The organism is Microbacterium sp. BDGP8, assembly GCF_029991045.1.
Taxonomy (GTDB): domain Bacteria; phylum Actinomycetota; class Actinomycetes; order Actinomycetales; family Microbacteriaceae; genus Microbacterium; species Microbacterium plantarum.
The window spans coordinates 1,261,537-1,280,615 of sequence record NZ_CP120712.1 but is presented as its reverse complement, the minus strand read 5'-3'; the positions used below and the strand labels follow the sequence as shown (position 1 = coordinate 1,280,615).

19 protein-coding genes are annotated in these 19,079 nt (G+C 67.9%); 3 read left to right on the top strand and 16 right to left on the bottom strand.

Annotated elements, in window-relative coordinates:
* Positions 1 to 3: 3 nt before the first annotated feature.
* The 4 genes from ctaD to P6897_RS06120 form a co-directional block, all read right to left on the bottom strand.
* The gene (ctaD, locus tag P6897_RS06135; RefSeq protein ID WP_112613988.1) at positions 4 to 1,770 is read right to left on the bottom strand and encodes a cytochrome c oxidase subunit I; all 1,767 of its coding nucleotides are present in this window, start codon (positions 1,768 to 1,770) and stop codon (positions 4 to 6) included.
* Complete coding sequence (coxB, locus tag P6897_RS06130) at positions 1,770 to 2,678, bottom strand: cytochrome c oxidase subunit II (protein ID WP_114587897.1); 909 nt, start codon at positions 2,676 to 2,678, stop codon at positions 1,770 to 1,772. Before coxB ends, ctaD begins: the two co-directional genes overlap by 1 nt.
* Before the next feature lie 109 nt (positions 2,679 to 2,787).
* The gene (erpA, locus tag P6897_RS06125; protein ID WP_023951519.1) at positions 2,788 to 3,147 is read right to left on the bottom strand and encodes an iron-sulfur cluster insertion protein ErpA; all 360 of its coding nucleotides are present in this window, start codon (positions 3,145 to 3,147) and stop codon (positions 2,788 to 2,790) included.
* Between the two features lie 98 nt (positions 3,148 to 3,245).
* On the bottom strand, positions 3,246 to 4,640 hold the full coding sequence (locus P6897_RS06120) for a dipeptidase (protein ID WP_282502385.1): 1,395 nt from the start codon (positions 4,638 to 4,640) through the stop codon (positions 3,246 to 3,248).
* A gap of 47 nt (positions 4,641 to 4,687) precedes the next feature.
* Here P6897_RS06120 and P6897_RS06115 point away from each other — a divergent pair, with 47 nt between their 5' ends.
* Complete coding sequence (locus P6897_RS06115) at positions 4,688 to 5,257, top strand: DUF3043 domain-containing protein (protein ID WP_112613982.1); 570 nt, start codon at positions 4,688 to 4,690, stop codon at positions 5,255 to 5,257.
* Here P6897_RS06115 and P6897_RS06110 read toward each other — a convergent pair.
* Genes P6897_RS06110 through dnaE form a run of 5 tightly spaced genes read right to left on the bottom strand, consistent with a single transcriptional unit; the run spans position 5,232 to position 12,909 of the window.
* Positions 5,232 to 6,275, bottom strand: a complete 1,044-nt coding sequence (locus P6897_RS06110; protein ID WP_282502384.1) for a quinone-dependent dihydroorotate dehydrogenase — start codon at positions 6,273 to 6,275, stop codon at positions 5,232 to 5,234. The genes P6897_RS06115 and P6897_RS06110 overlap by 26 nt on opposite strands.
* An 11-nt stretch (positions 6,276 to 6,286) precedes the next feature.
* Positions 6,287 to 6,769 (bottom strand): transcriptional regulator NrdR, encoded by a 483-nt coding sequence (gene nrdR / locus P6897_RS06105; protein ID WP_269266590.1) that lies wholly within the window; start codon positions 6,767 to 6,769, stop codon positions 6,287 to 6,289.
* Positions 6,770 to 6,781: 12 nt separating this feature from the next.
* Complete coding sequence (gene hisD / locus P6897_RS06100; protein ID WP_282502383.1) at positions 6,782 to 8,080, bottom strand: histidinol dehydrogenase; 1,299 nt, start codon at positions 8,078 to 8,080, stop codon at positions 6,782 to 6,784.
* A gap of 31 nt (positions 8,081 to 8,111) precedes the next feature.
* Positions 8,112 to 9,389, bottom strand: a complete 1,278-nt coding sequence (locus tag P6897_RS06095) for a hypothetical protein (RefSeq protein ID WP_282502382.1) — start codon at positions 9,387 to 9,389, stop codon at positions 8,112 to 8,114.
* A 49-nt stretch (positions 9,390 to 9,438) separates the two neighbouring features.
* Positions 9,439 to 12,909 carry a DNA polymerase III subunit alpha gene (dnaE, locus tag P6897_RS06090; RefSeq protein WP_282502562.1) on the bottom strand — a complete coding sequence of 1,157 codons (3,471 nt, stop codon included), beginning with the start codon at positions 12,907 to 12,909 and terminating at the stop codon, positions 9,439 to 9,441.
* Positions 12,910 to 13,004: 95 nt separating this feature from the next.
* Between dnaE and P6897_RS06085 the strand changes: the two genes are divergently transcribed.
* Positions 13,005 to 13,478: an NUDIX domain-containing protein gene (locus tag P6897_RS06085; RefSeq protein WP_282502381.1), complete on the top strand. Its 474-nt coding sequence runs from the start codon at positions 13,005 to 13,007 to the stop codon at positions 13,476 to 13,478.
* Positions 13,475 to 14,071 (top strand): cyclodeaminase/cyclohydrolase family protein, encoded by a 597-nt coding sequence (locus P6897_RS06080; RefSeq protein WP_282502380.1) that lies wholly within the window; start codon positions 13,475 to 13,477, stop codon positions 14,069 to 14,071. The genes P6897_RS06085 and P6897_RS06080 overlap by 4 nt, the downstream gene beginning before the upstream one ends.
* Positions 14,072 to 14,104: 33 nt before the next feature.
* Here P6897_RS06080 and P6897_RS06075 read toward each other — a convergent pair whose 3' ends face one another.
* The 7 genes from P6897_RS06075 to ftsZ form a co-directional block, all read right to left on the bottom strand.
* Positions 14,105 to 15,025 carry an RluA family pseudouridine synthase gene (locus P6897_RS06075; RefSeq protein ID WP_282502379.1) on the bottom strand — a complete coding sequence of 307 codons (921 nt, stop codon included), beginning with the start codon at positions 15,023 to 15,025 and terminating at the stop codon, positions 14,105 to 14,107.
* Between the two features lies 1 nt (position 15,026).
* Positions 15,027 to 15,554: a signal peptidase II gene (gene lspA, locus P6897_RS06070; RefSeq protein WP_282502561.1), complete on the bottom strand. Its 528-nt coding sequence runs from the start codon at positions 15,552 to 15,554 to the stop codon at positions 15,027 to 15,029.
* Between the two features lie 54 nt (positions 15,555 to 15,608).
* A complete protein-coding gene (locus P6897_RS06065; protein WP_112613964.1) occupies positions 15,609 to 16,187 on the bottom strand; it encodes a DivIVA domain-containing protein in 579 nt (192 codons plus the stop codon).
* A gap of 121 nt (positions 16,188 to 16,308) precedes the next feature.
* Positions 16,309 to 16,611, bottom strand: coding sequence for a YggT family protein (locus tag P6897_RS06060; protein WP_112613962.1), 303 nt, complete (start codon positions 16,609 to 16,611; stop codon positions 16,309 to 16,311).
* Positions 16,612 to 16,617: 6 nt separating this feature from the next.
* Positions 16,618 to 17,079, bottom strand: coding sequence for a cell division protein SepF (locus P6897_RS06055; RefSeq protein ID WP_112613960.1), 462 nt, complete (start codon positions 17,077 to 17,079; stop codon positions 16,618 to 16,620).
* A 31-nt stretch (positions 17,080 to 17,110) separates the two neighbouring features.
* A complete protein-coding gene (locus tag P6897_RS06050) occupies positions 17,111 to 17,797 on the bottom strand; it encodes a YggS family pyridoxal phosphate-dependent enzyme (protein WP_274177637.1) in 687 nt (228 codons plus the stop codon).
* A 12-nt stretch (positions 17,798 to 17,809) separates the two neighbouring features.
* On the bottom strand, positions 17,810 to 18,961 hold the full coding sequence (gene ftsZ, locus P6897_RS06045) for a cell division protein FtsZ (RefSeq protein ID WP_112615065.1): 1,152 nt from the start codon (positions 18,959 to 18,961) through the stop codon (positions 17,810 to 17,812).
* Positions 18,962 to 19,079 lie beyond the last annotated feature (118 nt).

Below are 19,079 nucleotides of genomic sequence, written 5' to 3'. Positions count from 1 at the left end.
GGCTTACTTCACCTCTCCATCGGCGACATCCACAACCGGTGCATCGGGGGCGTCCTTCGCGGGGCCCACGCCGACCGGGATGGCGGCCTCGGGGTGGTTCAGGTCGAACGCCGGCCGCTCGCTGCGGATACGCGGGATCGACGTGAAGTTGTGTCGCGGCGGCGGGCAGCTCGTCGCCCACTCGAGCGACGCTCCGTAGCCCCACGGGTCGTTGACCGTGACCTTGGGGGCGGTGCGCGAGGTGATCCAGACGTTCAGGAAGAACGGGATCATCGAAGCGCCGAGGATGATCGCGCCGATGGTCGAGACCTGGTTCTGCCACGTCCAGCCGTCAGCCGCCGAGTAATCCGCGTAGCGACGCACCATTCCGTCGACACCCAGCCAGTGCTGGATGAGGAACGTCATGTGGAAGCCGATGAACAGCATCCAGAAGTGCACCATGCCGAGACGCTCGTTGAGCATGCGCCCGGTCCACTTCGGCCACCAGAAGTAGAAGCCCGCGAACATCGCGAACACGACGGTGCCGAACACGACGTAGTGGAAGTGAGCCACGACGAAGTACGAGTCGGAGAGGTGGAAGTCGAGCGGCGGCGACGCGAGGATGACGCCGGTGAGACCGCCGAAGACGAACGAGACGAGGAAGCCGAGGGTGAAGACCATGGGCGTCTCGAACGTGACGGAGCCCCGCCACATCGTTCCGATCCAGTTGAAGATCTTCACACCGGTCGGAACCGCGATGAGCATCGTCATCAGCGCGAAGAACGGCAGGAGCACAGCACCCGTGACGTACATGTGGTGCGCCCACACCGCCACCGACAGGGCGGCGATCGCAATGGTGGCGTAGATCAGCGTCTTGTATCCGAAGATCGGCTTGCGGCTGAACACCGGGAGGATCTCGGAGACGATGCCGAAGAACGGCAGCGCGATGATGTAGACCTCGGGGTGGCCGAAGAACCAGAACAGGTGCTGCCACAGCAGGACTCCGCCATTGGCGGTGTCGTAGATGTGCGACCCGAGGACACGGTCGGATGCCGCCGCGAAGATCGCAGCCGCCAGAACCGGGAACGCCATCAGGATCAGGATGCTCGTGACGAGGGTGTTCCACGAGAAGATCGACATGCGCCACATGGTGAGGCCGGGCGCGCGCATCGTGATGATCGTGGTGATGAAGTTCACCGCGCCGAGGATCGTGCCGAAACCGCTCATGCCCAGACCGAGCATCCAGAGATTTCCTCCGGCTCCCGGCGAGAACGTCGCGTTCGCGAGCGGCTGGTACGCGAACCACCCGAACGACGCGGCGCCCTGCGGGGTCAGGAAGCCCGAGATCGCGATGATCGAGCCGAAGAGGAACAGCCAGAAGGCGAAAGCGTTCAGACGCGGGAAGGCGACGTCGGGCGCGCCGAGCTGCAGCGGCAGGATCGCGTTCGCGAAGCCCGCGAACAGCGGCGTCGCGAACATCAGCAGCATGATCGTGCCGTGCATCGTGAAGAGCTGGTTGTACTGCTCCTTGGTCGGCACGATCTGCATGCCGGGCTCGAAGAGCTCAGCACGGATGATGAGTGCCATCACGCCGCCGAGAAGGAAGAACATCACCGAGGCGATGAGGTACATGTACCCGATCGTCTTATGGTCGGTGGAGGTGATCCACTTGACGATGATGTTGCCCTTCTGCTCGACGCGCGATGCGCTGAGCAGGGCCGCCTGGCGCGGCGGCAGGGTCGTGGGGCGGCCTGCGGGCTGTTCGCCCTGAAGCGGAAGTGTCGTAGCCATCAGTGGCTTCCCTCACCGGAGTCGTCGGTGACCGCGCCCGTTCCCGGAGCGTTCTGGAGGCGGTCATATGCCGTGTTGATGTCGCCGGTCTGGCCGCTCTCGCGCAGGGACTCGAGGTACTCCTCGTACTCCTGCTCGGACACGACCTTGACGTTGAACAGCATCATCGAGTGGTACTCGCCGCACAGCTCGGCGCACTTGCCGGCGTACGTTCCCTCGCGGGTGGGGACGAAGGACCACGAGTTGGTGTCGCGGTGCGGGTACATGTCCTTCTTGTAGAGGAAGTCGATGACCCAGAACGAGTGGATGACGTCGCGCGACTGGAGGTTGATCTTGACCTCCTTGTTGACCGGCAGAACGAGCGTCGGCAGCTCTGCCTGGTCGATGTCGCCGTTGGCGTCGGGCTGCGCCTGGACGCCCATCGTCCATACCGCATCGGAGTTGTCGGACTCGTCGCCGTTGTACTGGAAGTCCCACGCCCACTGCTTGCCGATCGCCGTGATCGAGACCTCGGGATCGTCGTACTGCGTCTCGAGGATCGACTGGTCGCGCGCCGTGAAGGCGAAGAACCCGATCACGAGGATGAGCGGCACGATCGTGTAGAAGATCTCGATCGGCATGTTGTAGCGCAGCTGGACCGGCAGACCCGTCTGACCGCGACGGCGGCGGTACGCGATCGCGGCGAAGGCCATAAGGCCCCACGTCAGCACGCCGACGGCCAGGAGCACGATCCAGGAGTTCACCCAGAGGCCCGACACCATCTCGGTGCGGTTCGTCGCCTGCGTACCGTCGTCGGTGAAGCCCGGGAGGTAGCCGTTCAGCTCCGTCGGTGTACAAGCTGCGAGGGAGACTGCCGTGACGATCCCGAGTGGGATCACGGCCCAGCGGAGGCGGCGTTTGAAGCGCACAGTGCACCTTTCCGGGACGAATGGTTCGACCTTCAGTCTAGGGCAAGCTTTCACCCTATTCAGGCCATCCATTCGGGATGTCGGAGACGGGGGATGTCGCGGGCGAGGCTCAGTGGAAGCTGTCGCCGCACGCGCACGAGCCCGCCGCGTTGGGGTTGTCGATCGTGAAGCCCTGCTCCGAGATCGTGTCCTTGAAGTCGATCGTCGCGCCGTCGAGGTAGGGCACGGACATGTCGTCGACGATGACCTCGACGCCGTCGAAGTCGACGGCCTTGTCGCCGTCGAGGAACCGCTCGTCGAAGTAGAGCTGGTAGATCAGTCCGCTGCAGCCGCCGGGCTGGACGGCGACCCGAAGACGCAGGTCGTCGCGGTTCTCCTGCGAGAGGAGGCTCTTCACCTTGAGCGCCGCCTCATCGGTCAGCGAGACGCCGTGGGCACGGACGGTGTCGGACGTGGCGATGTCGGTCATGATTCTCCCGAGGTCTCGGGCCGCGAGACACGCGGCCGGTGCCACGATTCTACGCGTGAGCACCGGCCGCGGGTCGGTCCGAGACGACGTCGTGACCGTCAGCGCGAACTGGCGTCCAACCGCTCGAGCAGCAGCGCCTCGGACACGAGGGCGTGCCGGAAGGTGTCGAGGTGGAGCGACTCGTTCGGGCTGTGGGCGCGGGCGTGCGGGTCTTCGACACCGGTGACGAGGATCTGGGCCGCCGGGAACTCCCGCACGAGGTCCGCGATGAACGGGATGGACCCGCCCACACCGATGTCCACGGGATCGACCCCGTAGCCCTCAGCGAGGGCCGCGCGAGCGTGCGCGACGGCGTCTCCGCTGGTGTCGACGAGGAACGGATTCCCGGTCTCGATGTCGCGGAAGCTCAGTTGGGCACCGAACGGTGCATGGGCGCGCAGGTGGGCCTCGATCGCTTGGTACGCCTCTTCGGCGGACTGTCCCGGAGCCACGCGGGCGGAGATCACCACGGAAACCTCGGGACTCAGCGTGTTCGATGCGTTGCGCACGCTGGGAGCGTCGATGCCCGTCACCGTGATGGAGGGCTTGTTCCAGATGCGCGAGAGGATCGTTCCCGATCCGATCGGCGAGACACCCGGCGGGAGACCGGCCTCGGAACGGAGCGTCTCCTCCGAGTACTCCGGCGTCTCCGCGTCACGCTCGGACAGTCCCTCCACGGCGACGCCGCCGTCGTCGTCCCAGAGCGTGGCGAGCAGCTTCACCGTCGCCAGCATCGCGTCCGGGACCGCTCCCCCGAACATCCCCGAGTGCGACGCGTGCTCGAGTGTGCGCACCGTCATCGTGAAGCGCGCGTTGCCCCGGAGCGAAACGGTGAGCGCAGGCGTGGTCGCATCCCAGTTGCCGGAGTCGGCCACGACGATCACGTCAGCACGCAGGGCGTCGGCGTTGTCGGACAGGAATGCCGCGAAGGACGCCGACCCGGCTTCCTCCTCACCCTCGATGAAGAGGTTGACGCCGAGGTCGAAGTCTTCGCCGGCCGCCTCGACGAGAGCACGCAGGGCGCCGATGTGTGCCATGACCCCGGCCTTGTCGTCGGCTGCGCCGCGACCGTACAGGCGACCATCACGGACGGTGGGCTCGAAGGGAGCGGAGTCCCACAGGGCCTCATCGCCGACCGGCTGCACATCGTGGTGCGCGTAGAGGAGGATCGTCGGTCGGCCATTGCGTGCAGCGCGAGTCGCCAACACCGCCGGCATCCCCTCCTCACCCGTCTCCGGAATGGTCGCCGTCGCCACCTCGACGCGATCGAAGATGCCGAGCCCGCGCGCCAGATCGGCGACGGCCGCGGCGCTGCGCTCCACTTCAGCCCGGTCGAATCCGGGGAACGCGACCGAGGGGATCCGCACGAGCGCGCCGAGATCGGCGAGGGCGGCGGGGACGGCGGAGAGGGCGGCGTCGCGCACGGCGACGGACCGAGGAGATTCGGAGGTCATGCGGGTAATCTTAAGAGGCACGTTCGTCGCAGAACCCGAGGATCCCCGTGGCCAAAACTCCCGCTGCCCCTGCTCCGGACGACGCCGCTCAGGCGTCGACGGGCTCCGGCAAGAACCGTCCCACCCCCAGCCGCGCCGCCCAGGAGGCGGCCCGCAAGCGCCCTCTGGTGCCGGACACCAAAGAAGCGAAGGCGCGCGCTCGCGCAGAGCTCGCCGAGCGCCGCGACAAAGCGCGTATCGGTATGGCCAACGGCGACGAGCGCTATCTGCCGATGCGCGACAAGGGACCGCAGCGTCGTTTCGTCCGCGACTACATCGACGCCGGATGGCACCTCGGCGAACTCGTCATGGGCGCGATGGTGCTCGTCATCATCGTGACGTTCCTCGGCTCGAACGCGGTGACCTTCTACGCGTTCATCGCCCTGTGGTCGTTCATCCTGCTCGTGATCGGCGACATGGTCATCACCAGCATCCGCGTGAAGAAGGCCGTTCGAGCGAAGTTCGGCGCAGAACGCATGGAGAAGGGCCTCGGCTGGTACGGCGCGATGCGCTCGATCCAGATGCGCTTCATGCGTCTGCCGAAGCCTCAGGTCAAGCGCGGCCAGCGCCCCGTCTGAGCTCGACCAGACCACGGTTGATCTGCCGTGCCCACAGGGGGCCGCGGTAGATGAACGCGGTGTACCCCTGAACCAGATCGGCGCCCGCGGCCAGCCGCTCCTGCACGTCCACCGCGGTCTCCACTCCCCCGGCTGCGATGACGCAGAAATCATCGGGGACGGCCGACCGCACCACGCGCAGCACCTCGAGCGCGCGACGGCGAAGCGGCGCGCCCGAGAGTCCGCCGGCGCCGATCTGCTCGATAGTCGCCTCGTCCGTCAGCAGGCCGTCGCGAGAGATCGTGGTGTTCGTGGCGATGAGGCCGGCCAGGCCGGCGTCGACGGCCATGCGCGCGATGGCCGTCACCTCGTCATCCGCGAGGTCGGGCGCGATCTTCACCAGCAGGGGCGTCATGCCGGCCGCATCCCGCACGGCCTCGAGCAGCGGGCGGAGCGTCTCGACCGCCTGCAGCCCGCGGAGCCCGGGTGTGTTGGGCGACGACACGTTGACGACCAGATAGTCGGCCTCGGGGGCGACCAGACGCGTGCTCGTGACGTAGTCGGCGGTGGCCTGCTCGACGTCGACGACGCGGCTCTTGCCGATGTTCGCTCCGACGATGGCATGGTTCCGGCCGCGACGCAGACGCCGGAGGCGGGATGCCGCGGCCGCCGCGCCGCGGTTGTTGAAGCCCATGCGGTTGATGAGCGCACGATCCGGAATCAACCGGAACAGCCGAGGCCGGGGATTGCCTTCCTGCGGCACAGCCGTCACGGTACCGATCTCGACGTGCCCGAAGCCGAGGGCGCCGAGCCCGCGCACCATGACCGCGTTCTTGTCGAACCCTGCCGCCACACCGAACGGCGAGTCGAAGACGAGTCCCAGCGCCTCGGTCCGAAGCGACGCGTCCGGACGGGTCAGCGCACGGGCGATGGTCGAGAAGGGCGGGACGCCGAGCAGACGGATGACCGGGACCACCAGGTGGTGCGCCGTCTCCGGCTCCATGCGCGAGAAGACGGTGCGGAAGATGAACGGATACATCGCCGTCCAGCCTAGAGCGCGCCCGACCCCTCCGATGTCCGTGCCGCGATGTGATCGGCACGCAGCTGTTCGATCGCTGCTTCGAAATCTTCGAGCGTGTCGAACGCCTGATACACACTCGCGAATCGCAGATAGGCGATCTCGTCGAGATTGCGCAGCGGTCCGAGGATCGCGAGGCCGATCTCGTTCGTATCGATCTGCGACGAACCGGTCTGGCGCACGGCCTCTTCGACCGCCTGCGCCAGTACGGCGAGGTCGGCCTCGGTGACCGGTCTGCCCTGACACGCCTTGCGGACGCCCGACATCACCTTCTCGCGGCTGAACGGCTCGATGACTCCCGAGCGCTTGATGACGTTGAGGCTCGCCGTCTCGATCGTCGAGAAACGGCCGCCGCACTTCGGGCACTGGCGCCTGCGACGGATGCTGAGGCCGTCATCGCTCGTGCGGGAGTCGATGACGCGGGAATCGGGATTGCGGCAGAAAGGGCAATGCATGACGAGCCCAGATTACGCGTCGAACCGCGCCGAGACCGCTTCGCCGTGCGCGGGAAGCTGTTCCGAGTCGGATAGAGCCAGGATGCCGTCGTGCACCGCGCGCAGCGCCTCACGGTCATAGGTGATCACCTGCTGCGATCGCAGGAAGGTCGCGGCACCGAGACCGGCGGCGTAGCGCGCCTGTCCCCCGGTCGGGAGCACGTGGTTGCTGCCGGCGAGATAGTCGCCGAGGCTCACCGGGGTGTGCGAACCGACGAAGACGGCCCCCGCGTTCACGTACTCGTCAGGACGCGGATCGCGCAGGTGCAGTTCGAGGTGCTCGGGCGCGTAGGCGTTCGAGAACGCGGCCGCAGCCGGGATGTCGTCGACGAGGACGATCGCGGACTGGGGGCCGTCCAGGGCGATCGCGACGCGGTCCGCGTGACGTGTACCGGCCGCACGGACTGAGACCCGCTCCGCCACCGCGGCGGCGAGATCGGCGGAGTCCGTGACGAGGACGGCGGCTGCCTGCTCGTCGTGCTCGGCCTGGCTGACAAGGTCAGCAGCCACGAGATCGGCGTCGGCGTCAGCGTCGGCGACGATCAGGATCTCGGTGGCGCCGGCCTCGGAGTCGGTGCCGACGACGCCCGCGACGACGCGCTTCGCGAGGGCGACGAAGTTGTTGCCCGGCCCGGAGATGACATCGACGGGATCGAGCTCGAGAGAGTCGACGCCGTACGCGAACGCGCCGATCGCGCCGGCTCCGCCCATCGCGTAGACCTCCGAGATACCGAGGAGACGTGCCGCCGCGAGGATCACCGGGTGAATACGCCCGCCGTGGTCGCGCTGCGGAGGCGAAGCCAGCGCCACCGTCTCGACACCGGCGACCTGCGCCGGCACGACGTTCATCACGACACTGGAGGGATACACCGCTTTACCGCCGGGGACGTAGACCCCGACGCGCCGGACGGGTCGCCAGCGCTGCTCGACGCGGGCACCCGGGCCGAGCTCGGTGACCCGGTCGGGCGGGACCTGAGCGGCCGACGCCAACCGCACGCGGCGGATGGATTCCTCGATCGCAGTTCTCACGGCCGGCGAGATACCCGCCAGTGCCTCATCGAGGTGTTCAGCGGGAACTCGTACCGCGTGATCTTCGACCCCGTCGAAGCGAGCCGCCTGCTCACGGAGCGAAACCTCTCCGCGAGCGGCGACATCATGCACGATCTCAGCTGCCGTAGCCAGGGCAAGCCCGCGGGCGGCTTCGGCCCGGGGAACGGCGGCGAGCAACTCGGCGGGCGTCAGACGACGGCCGCGAAGATCGATAGTGCGCATCGTTCCAGGCTAGCGCGCGCCCGCGGCGGACTCAGCCGCGCGTGACATCGCTGGTCTCGTGGAGATATCCGACGCGGCCGTCCTCGTGGCGGACCACGAAGACCTCGCCGCGATCCTCGATGACGAGGGCCCATGCCGTCGGCCCGATCCGGAAGAGCGGCGCACCCATCTCGTCGAGGACATCGCGCTCATCCGGGACGAGCGCCCAGAACGCCTGGGGCGCGGCAACGGGCTCGATGACCGTCGTCGCGCCGGTGTCGAACGGCTCCGCAGCGTCGGCCGGTGCCGACTCGGGCGCGCCGGAGGATGCCGGAGCCTCCGCGGGGACGGCGTAGCCGGCCGGAGCCGCGTAGCCGGTGTAGGCGGGGGTGCCGGCGCCTGCTGCGTGCGGAGCGCTGTGCGCCGATGCGGTGTGCGACGGGCCGGTGTGCGGGGCCGGGCGGGCGGATGCCGGCCGGGCGACGACCGGACGCGTCGCCCGCGCCACCCGGTGCGCCGGCGATTCGGGCCGGTGCGCGAAATCGTCGCCGAGAACGGGAAGGTGGGGCGCGACGACGGTGAGCACGACCCCCGCCAGAGCCAGGATCACCTCGACCCACACGACCCAGCTCGCGAGGAACACGCCGGACTGTGCGAGGCCCGCGAACGAGCTCCAGATGATCCCGAGCCACACGGTGGCGGAGACCGAGAAGGCGACCGACGCGAACTGATCGATGCCGAGGGAGCCGACACGGCGGATGCCCTGCGGCGAGAAGCGGCGCAGCAGCACCAGGAAGACCGCGACCGTGGGCACGCCGATCGTCAGGATCCAGTCGATCCCCGCGCCCCACACCGACACCCCGGCACCGAAGCGGCCGTACACGGGGAAGAACGAGCAGATGAACGCGACAGCCCAGACGCCGGCGAGAGCGACCTCGCGGATCGAGAGCGGACCCACGCCGTACTGCGGCGGCGCCTCCCCCGACGAGCCCACGGCGGACTGCGCGCCGCGCTCGTCCGAGCCGGGAAGGACCGAGGTCTGCCCGGCCACGGCGGACGCGGCAGAGGTGCCTTCGGATGACGCCGGCATCTCCGCCGCGTCGTCGACCGGGGCGTGCTCGGCGGGCTCCTCGATCACGACGGGCTCGACCGCGGACTCGTCGATCACGACCGCTGCATCCGCTGCGGGCGCGAACGCGTCCGAGGCCGCGTCGGTCTGCGCACCGTCGAAGTCGTCGGTGGCTGTGGTCTCGTGTGCCGGCTCGGCAACGCCGGGCGCTGCGTCCTCGGGACGGCCGTCGTCGGAGTGGATGTTCTTCTCGTCGGTCACGATGTTCCCTTCGTCGCGGCGGTTGCGCTGCGGTGGAATCCTACCCGGCTCAACCCAGACACTGAGGTCCCAGAAGTCCCTTGAGCTCACCGTAGAGATCGGGCGTGACGCGTACCGGATGCGGCACCTCGAACACCTTCGCCGTACCCGCCCTGTGGAGCTTCAGCGACACCTCGGTCTCACCGCTGTGACGACGCAGGACGGCCGCCAGCTCGCCGATCGTCGACTCCGTCGCACGCTGCTCCGGAAGCAGCAGCACGAGCGGCCCGGCGGCATCGAATGAACCGAGGTCGGGAGAGAACGCGGATTGGCCGTGCAGGTTCAGCCCGTCGTCGCGTCGCGACACCCGCCCTCGGACGACGAGGATCGAGTCGGCCACGAGCATGCTCTGGAACTCCGTATACGTCTTCCCCATGAACATCACGGTCACTTCACCATCGAAGTCCTCGACGGTGATCATGCCGTAGGGGTTGCCGCTCTGCTTGGCGACGCGGTGCTGCACGCTCGTGACGAGCCCGGCGACGGTGACCTGATCGCCGTCCTGGACGTCATCCGACGCCAGCAGGTCGTGGATCGAGGTTGAGGCGTGCTTGGCCAGCGGGATCTCCAGCCCGGCGAGCGGATGGTCGGACACGTAGAGTCCGAGCATCTCGCGCTCGAAGGCCAGCTTGTCCTTCTTCGTCCATTCGGGCCGCTCGGGCACCTTGGCCGGCATGACTTCCTCGGCCTCGTCGTACAGGCTGTCGAAATCGAATCCGATCGCACCGGTCGCGGCCTTGCGCTTCGCGTCGACCGCGGCTTCGACCGCGTCCTCGTGGATCTCCATCAGGGCGCGGCGGGTCGAGCCCAGTGAGTCGAATGCGCCGGCCTTGATGAGGGACTCGACGGTCCGCTTGTTCGCGACGTGGAGCGGGACCTTGGTGAGGAAGTCGTGGAAGCTGACGTAGTTGTCGTCGGCCCGCGACGCGATGATGCCGTCGACGACGTTGGCACCGACGTTCCGCACCGCGCCCAGACCGAATCGGATGTCCTCGCCGACGGCGGCGAAGTATCGGATCGACTCGCCGACGTCGGGCGGCAGCACCCTGATGCCCATGCGGCGGCACTCGTTGAGGTACACCGCCATCTTGTCCTTCGAATCGCCGACGCTCGTGAGGAGTGCGGCCATGTACTCGGCGGGGTAGTGCGCCTTGAGGTAGGCCGTCCAGTACGAGACCAGGCCGTACGCAGCGGAGTGCGCCTTGTTGAACGCGTAGTCGGAGAACGGGAGCAGGATGTCCCAGAGCGCCTTGATAGCGCCCTCGCCGAAGCCGCGTTCCTTCATACCGCCCGAGAAGCCCTCGTACTGCTTGTCGAGTTCGGACTTCTTCTTCTTGCCCATCGCGCGGCGGAGGATGTCGGCCTGGCCGAGCGAGAAGCCGGCGACCTTCTGCGCGATCGCCATGACCTGCTCCTGATAGATGATCAGGCCGTAGGTCGTGTCGAGGATGTCGCGCAGCGGCTCTTCGAGCTCGGGGTGGATCGGCGTGATCGGCTGCAGGCCGTTCTTGCGCAGTGCGTAGTTCGTGTGCGAGTTCGCGCCCATGGGGCCCGGCCGGTACAGCGCGATGACAGCCGAGATGTCCTCGAAGTTGTCGGGCTTCATCAGGCGGAGCAGCGATCGCATCGGTCCGCCGTCGAGCTGGAACACCCCGAGCGTGTCGCCGCGGGTGAGCAGGTCGTAGGCCGGGCGGTCGTCGAGCGCGAGATGCTCGAGGTCGAGCTCCTCACCCCGGTTCATGCGGATGTTATCGAGCGCATCCGAGATGATCGTGAGGTTGCGCAGCCCCAGGAAGTCCATCTTGATGAGACCGAGCGTCTCACACGAGGGGTAGTCGAACTGCGTGACGATCTGACCGTCCTGCTCGCGACGCATGATGGGGATGATGTCGAGCAGCGGCTCCGACGACATGATGACGCCGGCCGCGTGCACGCCCCACTGCCGCTTCAGGCCCTCGAGCCCGAGGGCGCGATCGAACACGGTCTTCGCCTCGGGATCGGTGTCGATCAAGGCGCGGAACTCGCTGGCTTCCTTGAACCGCGGGTGCTCCTTGTTGTACATGCCGTCCAGCGGCATGTCCTTGCCCATCACCGCCGGCGGCATCGCCTTGGTGAGCTTCTCGCCCATGCTGAAGGGGAACCCCAGCACGCGGCCGGCATCCTTCAGTGCCTGCTTCGACTTGATCGTGCCGTAGGTGACGATCTGCGCGACGCGCTCGGAGCCGTACTTCTCGGTCACGTACTCGATGACCTCGCCGCGGCGACGGTCGTCGAAGTCGACGTCGAAGTCGGGCATGCTGACACGATCGGGGTTGAGGAACCGCTCGAAGATGAGACCGTGCTCGAGAGGATCGAGGTCGGTGATGCGCATCGCGTAGGCCACCATCGATCCGGCGCCCGAGCCACGCCCGGGACCGACCCGGATGCCGTTGTCCTTCGCCCAGTTGATGAAGTCGGCGACGACGAGGAAGTAGCCCGGGAAGCCCATCTGGAGGATGATGCCCGTCTCGTACTCGGCCTGCTTGCGCACCTTGTCGGGGATGCCGCCGGGGTACCGGTAGTGGAGTCCCGCCTCGACCTCTTTCACGAGCCAGCTGTCTTCGGTCTCGCCGTCGGGTACGGGGAACCGCGGCATGTAGTTGGCCGAGGTGTTGAACTCGACCTCGCAGCGCTCGGCGATCAGCAGGGTGTTGTCGCACGCCTCGGGGTGGTCGCGGAACAGCTGCCGCATCTCCTGGGCCGTCTTGATGTAGTAGCCGTCGCCGTCGAACTTGAAGCGGTTCGGATCGTCGAGCGTCGAGCCTGACTGCACGCAGAGGAGCGCCGCGTGCGCATCGGCCTCGTGCTGATGCGTGTAGTGCGAGTCGTTGGTCGCGACGAGCGGGATGTCGAGGTCTTTCGCCAGCCGCAGCAGGTCGGTCATCACCCGGCGCTCGATCGACAGGCCGTGATCCATGATCTCGGCGAAGTAGTTCTCCTTGCCGAAGATGTCCTGGAATTCGGCGGCCGCGGCGCGAGCGGCGTCGTACTGACCGAGGCGGAGCCGCGTCTGCACCTCCCCCGAGGGGCAGCCCGTCGTCGCGATGAGCCCCTTGCCGTAGGTCTGCAGCAGCTCGCGGTCCATGCGCGGTTTGAAGTAGTAGCCCTCCATGCTCGACAGGGAGCTCAGCCGGAAGAGGTTGTGCATGCCCTCGGTGCTCTGGCTCCACATCGTCATGTGGGTGTAGGCGCCGGAACCGGAGACGTCGTCGCTCTTCTGCTCGGGCGATCCCCACGCCACGCGCGACTTGTCGCTGCGGTGCGTTCCCGGCGTCACGTAGGCCTCGAGACCGATGATCGGCTTGACGCCGGCCGCCTTCGCGGCACGGTAGAACTCGAAGGCGGCGAACGTGTTGCCGTGGTCGGTCACCGCGATCGCGGGCATGCCGTAGTCGGCCGCCGCCTGAGTCATGGCCGCGATCTTGGCTGCACCGTCGAGCATCGAGTACTCGCTGTGCACGTGCAGATGAACAAAGGAGTCGGATGCCACCAGACGAGTCTACGTTCGGGCTCGGACACCGGTCCTAGGCTGGGCCCATGGCCACTCCCGACTTCGTCCTCGATCTGCGCAAGAAGATCGGCACCGCTCCGCTGCCCCTCGTGGGGGTCACCGCCGTGGTGTTCCGCGATGAGAAGGTGCTCCTGGGCAAGCGCGCCGACAACGGGAGCTGGCAGCCGGTCTCCGGCATCGTCGACCCGGGTGAGGAGCCTGCAGACGCCGCGGTCCGCGAGTGTCTCGAAGAGGCGGGCGTCGTCGTCCGTGCGGAGCGCCTCGCCCTCGTGCACCAGATCCCCCGCATCGTCTACGCCAACGGCGATCAGGTCGACTACCTCGACCTGGTGTTCCGGTGCTCCTGGGTCTCGGGCGACCCGCACCCTGCGGACGGCGAGCTGACCGACGTCGGGTTCTACGACCTCGGACAGATGATCGACGTCGCGCCCGAGCACGTCCGCAAGATCGCCCTCGCCGTCGCCGAGGATGACCCGGCGACGTTCCGGCGCGGCCGGTGAGCTCGCGCGTCGCCCTGGGCGACCTGCTCGACGCCCTCGCGCGGGACAACGGCGACCCCGGCGGCGGAGCGGCCAGCGGAGTCGTGACGGCCGTCGCGGCGGCACTCGCTCAGATGGTGAGCCGCTACAGCTCCGCGGAGCCGGCCGCGGACGGGATCGACGACCGTCTCGCACGGCACCGCGACGCGGCCATCTCCGCGGCTGACGACGACGGCCGGGCGTCGGGCGCGCTCGGTGCGGCGCTGAGGCCGGACGACGACCCGGGCGAGCGCGACCGTCGCATCGTCGATGCGGCGACCCGCGCCATCGAGACGTCGGCTGCCCTCGGCGAGATCGCGCTCGGCGTGTGGGACGAGGTGCGCTTGCTCGCCGACGTCGGCAACCGCCACCTCATGTCGGACGTCGCCGTCGCCGCTGACACAGTCGCCGCGGGCCTGGGCGGCGCGGCGACGAACCTCCGCGGCGGGCTCGCTCTGCTCCGCGCCCACGGCGATGCCAGTGCCCTCGAGTCTGCGCACGACGGCCTGTCTGATCGACTCATCGCAGGGCGTCGCGAGGCGCGTGCTCTCGCCGATCGGCTCGGCGAGCCGTGATCGCGACGCGAGGGGCGAACGCGGGGCGACCCGTCAGTCGCCGCTGAGGATCTCGAGGGCGCGCGCGAGGTCGGGGGCGTAGGGCGACGTGAACGCCGACCACTCCCCCGTCACGGGGTGTTCGAATGCGAGGCGATGAGCGTGCAGCCATTGACGCGTCAACCCGAGCCGGGCGGACAGTGTCGGGTCGGCACCGTAGAGCGGGTCGCCGACGCACGGATGCCGGTGAGCGGCCATGTGCACGCGGATCTGATGGGTACGACCGGTCTCCAGGTGGATCTCGAGCAGGGAGGCGCCGACGAACGCCTCCAGCGTCTCGTAGTGGGTGACCGAGTCCTTCCCGGTCGGCGTGACGGCGAACTTCCAGGAGTGCGACGGGTGGCGGCCGATCGGGGCGTCGATCGTCCCCGAGAGCGGGTCGGGGTGACCCTGCACCACCGCGTGATAGATCTTCTCGACCTCACGCTCCTTGAACGCGCGCTTGAGGGCGACGTAGGCTCGCTCGCTCTTCGCGACGACCATGAGACCGCTCGTCCCGACATCCAGGCGGTGCACCACGCCCTGGCGCTCGGCCGCCCCGGTCGTCGCGATGCGATAGCCGGCAGCGGCCAGAGCGCCGAGCACGGTCGGGCCGTCCCATCCGAGCGATGGATGGGCGGCGACACCCGCCGGCTTGTCGACGACCACGATGTCGTCATCGTCGTGCACGATGCCGAGGTCGGGAACCGCGACCGGGACGATCTGAGCCTCTGCTCGCTCCTCCCAGAACACGTCGAGCCACGCTCCGGCGGCGAGCTTATCGGACTTTCCGAGCGCGCGACCGTCGAGCGTCACACCACCCGTAGCCGCCACCTCCGCGGCGAACGTCCGTGAGAAGCCGAGCAGCTTGGCCAGCGCGGCGTCGACGCGGACGCCGTCGAGTCCGTCGGGAACCGGGAGCGCGCGTTGCGGCATCTCAGCGTTCCGTATCCGCAGTGGCAGCGGCCCCGGGGGCCTCGTCCACGTGGCGGCGCTCGCGCGAGCCGTCGAAACGGACGCCGATCACGACCAGCACGGCGACGGAGATCATCATCGTGACGATGAACATGTCGGCGACGTTGTAGATCGCCGACGGGAACCACAGCCACATCCACGGGGTGTGGATGAAGTCGACGACGTGCCCGACGAGGAAGCCGGGTTCACGGAGCAGGCGATCGGTGAGGTTCCCGAGGACGCCCCCGAGGAGCAATCCGAGGACGATGGCCCACGACCTCGTGCGCACGCTGCGGACCGTGAGCACGATCACGACGACCGCCACAGCCGCGAGTGCGAGCGTGAAGAGCCAGGTGACCCCCGTGCCGAGCGAGAACGCTGCACCGGGGTTCTTCGTCAGATACAGCTGGAAGAACTCACCGAGGACCGGAACCTCACGCTGGTACGGCAGGTTCTCCAGCGCGAGATACTTCGTGAACTGGTCGGCGGCCAGTACCACTGCCGCGAGAATCGCGACGAGGGCACCGGCCGCCGGACCGTTCAGACGCTTGCGCGACGCCAAGGATTACGCGCCGGCCGAGACGCCGGTCGTGTCGAGGTCGCGGAGCTTGCTCTCGATGAAGCCGCGGAGCTGGCCGCGGTAGTCCTTCTCGAACTGCTGCAGCTCGGAGATACGACCCTCGAGCGACACGCGCTCGGCCTCGAGACGCGCCACCTCGTCGCGGCCGCGGGCCTCCGCCTCGGAGATGATCGACGCAGCCTGAGCCTGCGCGTCGGCGATGAGCTTGTCGCGCTGCGCCTTGCCCTCGGCCACGTGCTCATCGTGCAGGCGCTGGGCCAGCTCGATGATGCCGGCGGATGCGGCGGCGGGAGCCATGTCGGCGGCCGGGGCGGGCTGCTCGACGGCGGGAACCGGCGCGGGCACGTCCTCGACGACGGCGTCGTCGGCGGGAGCTGCAGCGGGCGTCTCACCCGACTCGTAAGCAGCGAGCTTCGCCTTGAGCTCGTCGTTCTCGGCGATCGTCTTGCGCCATTCCACGACGATCTCGTCGAGGAAGTCGTCGACCTCATCGGGGTCGAATCCTTCCTTGAAACGCACGTGCTGGAACTGCTTGGTGACGACGTCTTCAGGGGTCAAAGCCATGGTGTTGTCCTCTTTCAGGGCTCACGACGCGGGCCGGTCAGCCGGCACCCGCCGCAGCGGGCCGTACCCACCCAGCATAGTCCGACGCCTTCGCGGTCGCGACGATCCCGCCGCGACCGCCTCAGGAGAAGGCGATCACGCGGGTGATCGACAGCAGGATGAAGCACGCCAGCATGGTGAGCGGGAATGCCAGATCGATTGCGATGACGCCGAGTCGGATCGGAGGGATGACCCGGCGCAGTGTCTTGATCGGGGGGTCCGTGATCGTATAGACGACCTCGGCGAGCACGAGGGTGAAGCCCCGCGGGCGCCACTCCCGGTTGAACAGGGGAATGTACTCCAGGATCAGTCGGACGAACAGAACGAGGATGTACAGCAGCAGAGCGAAGTAGACGAGCGCGGCGATCAGCCGAACGACATCCACGTCAGGTCACTGCGCGAACGGCGCCGCCTCAGGCTCAGCCTGAGCCACAGCGCCGTCGCCGGAGACGGCGATGTTCTCGGGTGAGAGCAGGAACACCTTGCTCGTCACGCGCTCGATGCGGCCGTACAGACCGAGGGAGAGTCCGCTCGCGAAATCGATGAGGCGCCGCGCGTCGGCGTCGCTCATCTGCGAGAGGTTGATGATGACCGGCACACCCTCGCGGAAGTTCTCGGCGATGACCTGCGCATCGCGATACTGCTTGGGGTGAACGGTCAGAATCTCGCTGACGGTTCCCGTGGTGGGCTGACGCACGACCGCCGGACGGTGCAGCGGAGTCACCGGCGCGGCCGGCTTCTCGACGGGCTTGTCACGGCGGGCCTGCTGCTGCTCGGCCTGCGGCTCTTCGTACATTTCTTCCTCATCTGCGAGGCCCAGGTAAACCATGGTCTTCTTCAGCGGGTTCGACATCGCATCCTCCGTTTGCTCGTCTGTTCCGAGGCTATCCGCGGTCCGGGCGCGGTCCCGTGATTGCCGATCCGATCCGCAGGTGTGTCGCACCGGCGGAGATCGCTTCGACGAAATCGCCGGTCATCCCGGCGGAGATCCAGGTCGCGTCGGACGCGACGGAGCGCAGGGCGACGGACGCCTGCGCGAGACGGGCGAAGGCCGCGGCCGGCTCCTCGCCGAGGGGAGCCACAGCCATCACACCGCGCATCCGGAGACTCGTGCAGTGCTCCGCCACGTGGGCGGCGAGGGCCTCGACACCGCTCGGCGCGACGCCACCGCGGCCCGGGTCGTCGGTCAGATTGACCTGCACCAGCACATCGAGCGGCGCCCCCTCGGGAGCCGCCACATGGAGCGCGTCGGCAATACGCGCGCGATCCACCGAGTGGACGACATCCGCTGCGGCTCGCACGGCACGGGCCTTGTTCGTCTGCGCCTGCCCGATGAAATGCCAGTGCATGCCCTCGAGGTCGGCGAGCTCATCGTGCTTGGCGGTGAGCTCCTGCTGTCGGTTCTCCCCCACGTCGCGCACGCCGAGGGCGTGCAGCTCAGTGATGAGCCCCGGAGGGTGGAACTTGGTCACCACGATTCGCGTCACCTCATCCGCGGCGCGACCCGACGCCCGCATCGCAGCTGCGATGCGGGCGTCGACGTCGGCGAGCCGTGCGGCAAGGTCCGGCATGGATCGTTCGGTCTACTTCAGGAAGTCGGGGATGTCGAGGTCATCGTCACCGAAGACCGAGTCGTACGACTCGCTCTTCGCCGAGACCGGCACCGTCTCCTTGGCCTCACGACGCTCGACCGGCTCGGATGCCGCGGCCTGCTCAGCCGGGATCTCGGGGACCACCGGAGGCGCCGACGGCCGGGCGGCGGCGATCGGCTCGATGCGAGCCTGGGGCTCGCCGCCGTCGAAGCCCGCGGCGATGACGGTCACGCGAACCTCGTCGCCGAGGGTGTCGTCGATGACCGTACCGAAGATGATGTTGGCCTCGGGGTGCGCCGCCTCCTTGACGAGCTGCGCCGCGTCGTTGATCTCGAAGATGCCGAGGTTCGATCCACCCTGGATCGACAGCAGGACGCCGTGGGCGCCTTCGATCGAGGCTTCGAGCAGCGGCGACTCGACAGCCAGCTCGGCCGCCTTGATGGCGCGGTCGGCGCCACGAGCGGAGCCGATGCCCATGAGAGCCGAACCGGCGCCCTGCATGACCGACTTCACGTCGGCGAAGTCGAGGTTGATGAGGCCGGGCGTCGTGATGAGGTCGGTGATGCCCTGGACACCGGCGAGGAGCACCTGGTCGGCGGTCGCGAAAGCCTCGACCATCGAGATGCCACGATCGCTGATCTCGAGCAGGCGGTCGTTCGGGACGACGATGAGGGTGTCGACCTCTTCCTTCAGCTTCGACACACCGGCCTCGGCCTGGCTCTGGCGACGACGACCCTCGAACGAGAAGGGCTTGGTGACGACACCGATCGTGAGCGCCCCGATCGACTTGGCGATCCGCGCCACGACAGGAGCACCGCCGGTACCGGTTCCGCCGCCCTCACCGGCGGTGACGAAGACCATGTCGGCACCTGCGAGCGCCTCCTCGATCTCCTCGGCGTGATCCTCTGCGGCGCGGCGACCCACCTCGGGGTCGGCGCCGGCACCGAGGCCTCGCGTCAGTTCGCGGCCGACGTCGAGCTTGACGTCCGCGTCGCTCATGAGGAGCGCCTGCGCGTCGGTGTTCACCGCGATGAACTCGACACCCCGCAGCCCCAGCTCGATCATCCGGTTGACGGCATTGACGCCGCCACCGCCCACACCGACGACCTTGATCACCGCGAGGTAGTTCTGGTTCTGGCTCATGCCGGCCTCCATCTCGTCCCGAACCCTGCTCGTAAACCTTCAACCTCACGTAGAGGTTTAAAGAATTGCCGGGTATGCAATTCCTGAGTTGAAGCTACGCACTCAGGGACTCACCCGC

Coding starts and splice junctions, on each gene's coding strand:
- P6897_RS06075 (WP_282502379.1), bottom strand. CDS start 15,025: ATGCCGCAACGCGCGCTCCCGGTTCCCGACGGACTCGACGGCGTCCGC.
- dnaE (WP_282502562.1), bottom strand. CDS start 12,909: ATGCTCGACGGTGCAGCCAAGATCGCGGCCATGACTCAGGCGGCGGCC.
- P6897_RS06065 (WP_112613964.1), bottom strand. CDS start 16,187: ATGGCTTTGACCCCTGAAGACGTCGTCACCAAGCAGTTCCAGCACGTG.
- erpA (WP_023951519.1), bottom strand. CDS start 3,147: ATGACCGACATCGCCACGTCCGACACCGTCCGTGCCCACGGCGTCTCG.
- P6897_RS06120 (WP_282502385.1), bottom strand. CDS start 4,640: ATGACCTCCGAATCTCCTCGGTCCGTCGCCGTGCGCGACGCCGCCCTC.
- ctaD (WP_112613988.1), bottom strand. CDS start 1,770: ATGGCTACGACACTTCCGCTTCAGGGCGAACAGCCCGCAGGCCGCCCC.
- P6897_RS06055 (WP_112613960.1), bottom strand. CDS start 17,079: ATGTCGAACCCGCTGAAGAAGACCATGGTTTACCTGGGCCTCGCAGAT.
- nrdR (WP_269266590.1), bottom strand. CDS start 6,769: ATGCATTGCCCTTTCTGCCGCAATCCCGATTCCCGCGTCATCGACTCC.
- ftsZ (WP_112615065.1), bottom strand. CDS start 18,961: ATGAGCCAGAACCAGAACTACCTCGCGGTGATCAAGGTCGTCGGTGTG.
- P6897_RS06110 (WP_282502384.1), bottom strand. CDS start 6,275: ATGTATCCGTTCATCTTCCGCACCGTCTTCTCGCGCATGGAGCCGGAG.
- P6897_RS06085 (WP_282502381.1), top strand. CDS start 13,005: ATGGCCACTCCCGACTTCGTCCTCGATCTGCGCAAGAAGATCGGCACC.
- hisD (WP_282502383.1), bottom strand. CDS start 8,080: ATGCGCACTATCGATCTTCGCGGCCGTCGTCTGACGCCCGCCGAGTTG.
- P6897_RS06050 (WP_274177637.1), bottom strand. CDS start 17,797: ATGCCGGACCTTGCCGCACGGCTCGCCGACGTCGACGCCCGCATCGCA.